Source organism: Streptomyces dysideae (assembly GCF_001514305.1).
GTDB classification, from domain to species: domain Bacteria; phylum Actinomycetota; class Actinomycetes; order Streptomycetales; family Streptomycetaceae; genus Streptomyces; species Streptomyces dysideae.
Window position 1 is genome coordinate 70,148 of the sequence record NZ_KQ949111.1, and the last position, 6,969, is coordinate 77,116.

Here is a 6,969-nt window from a genome sequence, read left to right on the forward strand (position 1 = left end):
GACGGGCGAACGTTGCCTGCCGGGGCACTGGTGCCCAAGGGGTGGGGGACTGCGGTTTCCCCACGCCTCCCAGCGGTCACCTCACTGTCGACAGAATCGGACCGGCCTTTCGGGGCCGGTCCGTCTGCGTTGGCGGGGCCCAACGGGGGGCCAACAGCATGATCCGTAGGCCTCGGCGCCCGCGCCGTCACCAGCGCCGTGTTCTTCGCCGTGGGCACCGGGCTGATGCTCCACGTCCGGCAGGCACTGCTGCGCGAGCTCAGGCAGGTCCGCCGTGTCGCCGACGCCGCGCAGAGAGTGCTGCTGCGGCCGTTGCCGCCGCGCATCGACGGGCTGGCCCTCGCCGCCGCCCAGCTCTCCGCCGACCGCGGTGCGTGTGTCGACGGTGACCTGTACCAGGTCATCGCCACCGAGCACGGCGTACGGGTCGTGATGGGCGACGTACGCGGACACGGCATCGGCACGGTCGCCGCCGTTCTCGGCAGCTTCCGCGAGGCCGTCCACGACGAGCCCGACCTCGCCCGCGTCCTGCGCCGCCTGGACCGAGCCCTCGCCCGCCACCTCCGCGAACGCGCCCGCGCGGAACCGGACAACCCCGTCGCCGAGGCACTGGTCCTGCACGCAGACGGAGTGGAGGACGCGCGAGACGCGCACGGCCGATAGCGCAACGGCGTTGCCGGCGAGCCGTCCGCCCCGCCACGGAGTGTCGGGCAGGCAGCTGGGCGGACGGCGCGGATGCGGGCCGCCGCACTGTACGAGGGGGAGCCGGCGGCCCGGCCGGCCTCTTGCGAGGCATTTCAGTCAACCGGCTGGAAACTCTCCGCGACAGTGCGCGCACGCTATGGATTCGAGCGCTCCGTTCACACCCCGTGTGAAGCGAATCCCACTACTCTGGCGGCACCGAGCCACCCGGGGGGCACCTATGCAGCCCAACACTCTGCTCGACGCGATCCTGGACGAGGCCGGGATCTCGCACGCGGGGCTGGCAGCGCACGTCAATCAGGCGGGCAGGGCGCGTGGACTCGCGCTCCGGTACGAACACACCGCCGTCGCACGGTGGTTGAAGGGACAGCGGCCGCGCGGCCAGGTACCCGACCTGATCTGCGAGGTACTCGCCGCCCGGCTGCAACGGCCCGTCACCCTCGACGACATCGGCCTCGGCGTCCCCGGCGAGCCCTCCGCCCCGCACACCACCTCGCTGTCCGGGTTCGTCGAGCGGGCCACCGCCCTGTGGCGGTCGGACGAGCAGCAGCGGCCACACATACTCGGCGCCCCCGCCGTCACCGGCACGCCCGCGGTGATGCCCGTGTGGGAGTGGGAGAACCCGCCCGAGGACGTCGACGTCTCGCGCGGCGGACGGCACCGGGTCACCGCCGCCGACCTGGAGATGCTGCGCGCCGCCCGGACCCACTACGAGCAGATGTACCGCAAGGCCGGCGGCATAGCGACCCGCACCCGGATCGTCGGCTTCCTGAACGCCGAGGCGGCCCCGCTGCTCCGCGGCAGCTATACCGACGAGACCGGTCGCCAGCTGCACCGCGCCACGGGCGGTCTGGTGGCGGTCGCCGGGATCTGCGCGTACGACTCCGACGCGCACGGACTCGCCCAGCGCTACTTCCACCAGGCGCTGCGGCTCGCGAAGGCCAGCGGGGACCAGGGCCTCGGCGCGTACGTGATCGCGCTGCTGGTCAACCAGGCGCTGTTCATGCAGGAGTTCCGGCAGGCCGTCGCCTTCGCCGAGGCCGCGCTGCGCGCCGCAGGCCGGCACATCACCCCGGCGCTCGCCTCCGACCTGTACGCGATGCAGGCGAAGGCGTACGCGCACCTCGGCGACGGCACGAGCGCCCTGTCCTGCATCCGGCGTGCCGAGCAGGCCGCCGAACGCATCCGGCGCGGATACGAACCCGACGAAACGGGCTATGTCCAGCCGGGTCTGGTCAACGTCCAGGTGGCGGAGGCGCTGCTCAGCCTCGGCGAGCTGGCGGCGGCGGGCGAGCACGCGGCGGCCGCCGTCGGCAATCCCGCCCACGACCGGGGCCGGGTGCACCGGCTGGCGATGCTCAGCACCATCGAGCTGCGCAAGGGCAACGCCGACAAGGCGGTGGCCACCGCGATGCAGATGGCGGAACAGGCCCGGGGCATGGAGTCCCAGCGGCTGCGCGACAGACTCAGGGCGGTACGCGAACACCTGGCGCGCAGCGGCTGCGCGGGCACGGCCGAGGCCGCCGAACTCATCGACGGAGCACTGCGCGTACCGCTGTAGACATCACTCACCGAGTCACTGCGCCTACCGCTGCGCTGGGAGCGGCTTCCTGTGCGCCTGCTGAGAGTCCGCTCCTGCTGCGATATTGCCACTTACTCAGCGGAAGGTGGCAGAACCGTGCAGTGGACGAAACAGAACGAACAGACTGTGTACTCGAACCGCTGGTTCAGCGTCAATCTCGCGGATGTCGAGCTGCCGGACGGCCGGCACCTCGACCACTTCTTGATACGGCTGCGGCCGGTGGCCGTGGCAACGGTGGTGAACGAGGCCAATGAAGTCCTCCTTCTGTGGCGCCACCGTTTCATCACCGACAGCTGGGGGTGGGAACTCGCGGCAGGCGTCGTCGAGGACGGCGAGGACATCGTCCGTGCGGCCGCCAGGGAGCTCGAGGAGGAGACCGGCTGGCGGCCGGGACCCCTGCACCACCTCATGAGCGTGGAGCCGTCCAACGGGCTCACCGACGCCCGGCACCACATCTACTGGGCCGACGAGGGCGAGTACGTCGGACATCCCGTGGACGACTTCGAGTCGGACCGCCGGGAATGGGTCCCCCTCAAGCTCGTCCCCGACATGGTCGCCCGCGGCGAGGTCCCGGCCGCCAACATGGCGGCCGCGTTACTGCTCCTGCACCATCTCAGGCTCGGGCAGGACGCTATGCCCTGATGTCCCCCACCGCCGCGTCCTGCGCAGGCCCTGCGGAGCGCTAACGGCCCAGGGCCTGCCAGACCGTCACGATGAGCGCGCCCACCGCGGTGACCGCGGCCACCGCGGGCAGTGGCCAGCGGGCGTGCTCCAGGGCGACGATCCGGGCGGCCAGGTCGTCCACTTCCTTGTCCGTCTCTTCGGTGCGGTGGTTGAGCAGAGCGAGCCCTCCCTCGACACGCACATAGGCGACATCGAGGCGGCGGCGTAACTCTGCGAGTTCTCCATGGACCACGGGATGCTCGGGGTCGGCGGTCACGAGTCCGCTCCTTTCCGTAGTCGAAACATCCCTTGCATGCGCATGAAGAGTCAACTCGCCTGGTGGACACGTGGGGAGAGTGTGCGAGGGGCATATGCGTGCCCGGCGCGCACACGGTGTGTGAATGCCGCGGGCCCGGCACCCGCGCGGGTGCCGGGCCCGTTTCGGCCACCGTGCGTAATCAGCCGTAGGTGTAGAAGCCCGAGCCCGACTTCCGGCCCAGCCGGCCCGCGTCGACCATGCGCTGGAGCAGCGGGGGAGCGGCGTACAGCGGCTCCTTGTACTCCTCGTACATCGAGTACGCCACGGAGGCCACCGTGTCCAGGCCGATCAGGTCGGACAGCCGCAGCGGGCCCATCGGGTGGGCGCAGCCCATCTCCATGCCGTTGTCTATGTCCTCGCGGCTGGCGATGCCCGACTCGAACATCCGGATGGCGGAGAGCAGGTAGGGGATCAGCAGCGCGTTCACCACGAAGCCGGAGCGGTCCTGGGCGCGGATGGCGTGCTTGCCGAGGACCTTCTCCGCGAAGACCTGGGCCCGGCTCAGCGTACCCTCGGAGGTGGTGAGCGCCGGGATCAGCTCGACGAGCTGCTGCACCGGGGCGGGGTTGAAGAAGTGGATGCCGATGACCTGGTCGGGGCGCGAGGTGGCCACCGCCAGCCGCACCAGCGGGATCGAGGAGGTGTTGGAGGCCAGGATGGCGTCCGGCCGGGTCACCACCTGGTCGAGTACCTGGAAGATCTCGGTCTTCACCTGCTCGTTCTCGACGACGGCCTCGATCACGAGGTCGCGGTCGGCGAACTCGCCGAGGTCGGTGGTGAAGGACAGCCGCGCCAGGGTCGCGTCCCGCTCCGCCTCGGTGATCTTGCCGCGCTCGGCGGCCTTGGCCAGGGAGTTGAACAGCCGGGTGCGGCCGATCTCCAGGGCCTCGCCGGTGGTCTCGGCGACCTTCACGTCCAGGCCGGCACGGGCGCACACCTCGGCGATGCCCGCTCCCATCTGGCCGCAGCCCACCACTCCGACGCGTGCGATATCTCCCGCCGAGATGTCCGTCACATCGTCCCCTTCGCTGATCTGCACTGTGGCCGGTTCGCCGTGGTTCGGCTTCCTGCTCCAAACCTGCACGTTACCTTCGGCGATCGTTGATCGATCCCCCGGGTGCCGCATGACAAGCTTGCCGCGACCACAAGGCGCACGGAGGTAGTACCAGTGAGGATGCATCGCAAGTCACGGCTGTCACGACGTGCGTTCGCGGCGACCGCCCTGTCGGCACTCGTGGCGGGGGGCGGCGCGGTGGCGGCGGGGGCCGCCATTGCGGGCGGATCGGATTCCGGCCGCAAGCGGGCCCTTCGGGAGATGCGGGGCGTGTGGGTGGCGACCGTGGCGAACCGGGACTGGCCCTCCAAGCCCGGACTGACCGCCGACGAGCAGCGCGCCGAGCTGATCGCCCAGCTCGACTCGGCCGTCGAGCGCCGCCTCAACACGGTGATCCTCCAGGTACGGCCCACGGCCGACGCCCTGTGGCCCTCCTCGTACGAGCCCTGGTCGCAGGTCCTCACCGGCACCCAGGGCACGGCCCCCGGCTGGGACCCGCTGGGCACCGCTGTGAAGGAGGCGCACGCCCGCGGTCTTGAGCTGCACGCCTGGTTCAACCCGTACCGCATCGCCACCCACGCCGACCCCACCAGGCTGGTCGCCTCCCACCCCGCCCGCCGGAACCCCGACTGGGTGGTGACGTACGGCGGCAAGCTCTACTACAACCCGGGGCTGCCCGAAGTCCGGGCCTTCGTGCAGGACGCGATTCTCGACGCGGTGAAGAAGTACCCGCTCGACGCCGTGCACTTCGACGACTACTTCTATCCGTACCCGGTGGCCGGCCAGACCTTCGACGACACCGCCGCCTACGACCGGTACGGCGGCGACTTCGCCAGCCGGGCCGACTGGCGGCGCGACAACATCGACAAGCTGGTGCGGGAGACGGCGGCCCGCATCAAGCAGATCCGGCCGACCACGCAGTTCGGCATCAGCCCGTTCGGCGTGTGGCGCAACGCCCGCACCGACCCGCTCGGCTCGGACACCCGGGCGCTGCAGTCGTACGACGACGTGTACGCGGACACCCGCAAGTGGGTCCGCGAGAGCTGGATCGACTACATCTGCCCACAGCTGTACTGGAACATCGGCAACGCCGCCGCCGACTACGCCAAGCTCGTGCCCTGGTGGGCACAGGTCGCGCAGGGCACCAGGACGAAGCTGTACGTCGGCGAGGCGCTCTACAAGGCGGGCGACCCGGCGCAGCCCGCGGCCTGGCAGGACCCGGCCGAACTGTCCGGGCACCTCACGCTCGGCGCCGACCACCCGGAGGTACGCGGGCACGTCTGGTTCGCCGCGAAGGACACGGTGACGGACGGGATCGGGGCCATGGCGCGGGTGGTCGCCGACCACTACCAGCAGTCGGCGAGGCCCCCGCGCTGACCTATCGGGACTGGGTGATGTCCTTGTGACGGATCTCGGTGTCGGGGCCTGGCGAGCAGACACCCTCGTGCCCGTCCTCGAAACGGACGCGGAACGGGGGGTTGCCCTCCTCGCCCAGAACTTCGACGATCTCGCCGACCTTGTCGTGTTGGCCGACCACCCTGCCGTGCTGGACAAGCTGGTCGCCCACGGTTGCACGCATCTGTTGGGCCTCCTCACCAGGTGCGGGAGCAGCGGTCCGTGACCTCGAGTCTACGGCGCGGAGCGGTGGTGGGAAGTGGGCCGTTGGGCCCCCTCAGCCACGCGCCCTCTGGGTGACGGCGATGCAGACCAGCACCGCCGCGGCCGTGAGCGGGGCAGCCGCTGTCAGGTGTTCGCCCGGCAGCAGCACCGACCACACCAGTGTGAGCAGGGGCTGCGCCAACTGCAACCGGCTGGCCTTCGGGATGCCGATCGCGGCCATGCCCCGGTACCAGACGACCAGGCCGAGGAACTGCGAGCCCGCCGCGACCCACAGCAGCCCGGCCACGCTGTGTGCGGTCAGCTGTACGGGCTCGTGGGCCAGCGCGAGGGCGGCGACCGGCAGACACAGCACCAGCGCCCAGCCGATCGCCTGCCAGCCCGGCATCACCCGGGCCAGCCGGCCGCCCTCGGTGTAGCCGGCCGCGCACACCAGCAGCGCAGCGAACAGATACAGGTCGGCGGTGCTCAGGGCGCCGCCGACCTGCTGCACGGTGAAGGCGGCCACCGCCACCGCGCCTGCCAGCGCCGCCGCCCAGAAGGTGCGCGAAGGGCGGTTGCCCGTGCGCAGGGCGGACAGCAGCGCGGTGGTCAGTGGGAGCAGGCCGATCACCACGGCGGCGTGCGTGGTGCTGGACGTCCGCAGGGCGAGCGTGCTGAGCAGCGGGAAGCCGAGGACCACTCCGGCGGCGACGACCGCGAGGCCCGCCCAGTGGCGGCGGGCGGGCAGCGGGACGCGGGCGTTCTGGCGCGGCACGGTGTCCTCCAGAAGCCATAGGCGAACGAATGGCCCGTCCCCCTGTCGAAGCCCTTGTGTGCCCTGCGCTGAGCGTACGCACGCGGCGCAGTCCCGGCACGCCCCGACCGCCTTCCGGGGTGCGCGCACCGTGCACACCGCCGGTCGGCCCAGCACAAGCGGCACGTCTCCGGCGACGCCGCACGGCTGCAGTGGCCCGACCACACCCGGTCCCGTCCACTGCCCGCGACCCGGAGGGAGTTCTCTGGTGCCCCGGCAGGCAACGTTCGCCCGTT

At 71.3% G+C, this 6,969-nt stretch carries 7 protein-coding genes and 1 pseudogene; 4 read left to right on the top strand and 4 right to left on the bottom strand.

Annotation, left to right across the window (positions count from 1 at the left end; genetic code table 11):
* Positions 1-168 precede the first annotated feature (168 nt).
* The 3 genes and pseudogenes from AQJ91_RS39210 to AQJ91_RS39220 form a co-directional block, all read left to right on the top strand.
* Positions 169-615, top strand: a pseudogene (locus AQJ91_RS39210) (SpoIIE family protein phosphatase); the annotation flags it as partial.
* A gap of 307 nt (positions 616-922) precedes the next feature.
* Positions 923-2,263 carry an NsdA family TPR-like regulatory protein gene (locus AQJ91_RS39215; protein WP_067031872.1) on the top strand — a complete coding sequence of 447 codons (1,341 nt, stop codon included), beginning with the start codon at positions 923-925 and terminating at the stop codon, positions 2,261-2,263.
* 117 nt (positions 2,264-2,380) lie between these two features.
* The gene (locus tag AQJ91_RS39220) at positions 2,381-2,926 is read left to right on the top strand and encodes an NUDIX hydrolase (protein ID WP_067031874.1); all 546 of its coding nucleotides are present in this window, start codon (positions 2,381-2,383) and stop codon (positions 2,924-2,926) included.
* Positions 2,927-2,966: 40 nt separating this feature from the next.
* Here the strand turns inward: AQJ91_RS39220 and AQJ91_RS39225 are convergent, their stop codons facing one another.
* Together AQJ91_RS39225 and AQJ91_RS39230 are read right to left on the bottom strand one after the other, a co-directional pair.
* Positions 2,967-3,224, bottom strand: a complete 258-nt coding sequence (locus AQJ91_RS39225; RefSeq protein ID WP_067031876.1) for a hypothetical protein — start codon at positions 3,222-3,224, stop codon at positions 2,967-2,969.
* Between the two features lie 181 nt (positions 3,225-3,405).
* Entirely contained in the window at positions 3,406-4,281 is an 876-nt protein-coding gene (locus tag AQJ91_RS39230) for a 3-hydroxybutyryl-CoA dehydrogenase (protein ID WP_067031973.1), read from the bottom strand.
* 159 nt (positions 4,282-4,440) lie between these two features.
* Here AQJ91_RS39230 and AQJ91_RS39235 point away from each other — a divergent pair, with 159 nt between their 5' ends.
* A complete protein-coding gene (locus AQJ91_RS39235; RefSeq protein WP_199848142.1) occupies positions 4,441-5,697 on the top strand; it encodes a glycoside hydrolase family 10-like protein in 1,257 nt (418 codons plus the stop codon).
* Position 5,698: 1 nt separating this feature from the next.
* On the opposite strand, the gene AQJ91_RS39240 is transcribed toward AQJ91_RS39235, so the two are convergent.
* Entirely contained in the window at positions 5,699-5,899 is a 201-nt protein-coding gene (locus AQJ91_RS39240; RefSeq protein WP_067031879.1) for a DUF1918 domain-containing protein, read from the bottom strand.
* Between the two features lie 93 nt (positions 5,900-5,992).
* Positions 5,993-6,706, bottom strand: coding sequence for a DMT family transporter (locus AQJ91_RS39245; protein ID WP_107122653.1), 714 nt, complete (start codon positions 6,704-6,706; stop codon positions 5,993-5,995).
* Positions 6,707-6,969 lie beyond the last annotated feature (263 nt).

Coding starts and splice junctions, on each gene's coding strand:
- AQJ91_RS39215 (WP_067031872.1), top strand. CDS start 923: ATGCAGCCCAACACTCTGCTCGACGCGATCCTGGACGAGGCCGGGATC.
- AQJ91_RS39235 (WP_199848142.1), top strand. CDS start 4,441: ATGCATCGCAAGTCACGGCTGTCACGACGTGCGTTCGCGGCGACCGCC.
- AQJ91_RS39240 (WP_067031879.1), bottom strand. CDS start 5,899: ATGCGTGCAACCGTGGGCGACCAGCTTGTCCAGCACGGCAGGGTGGTC.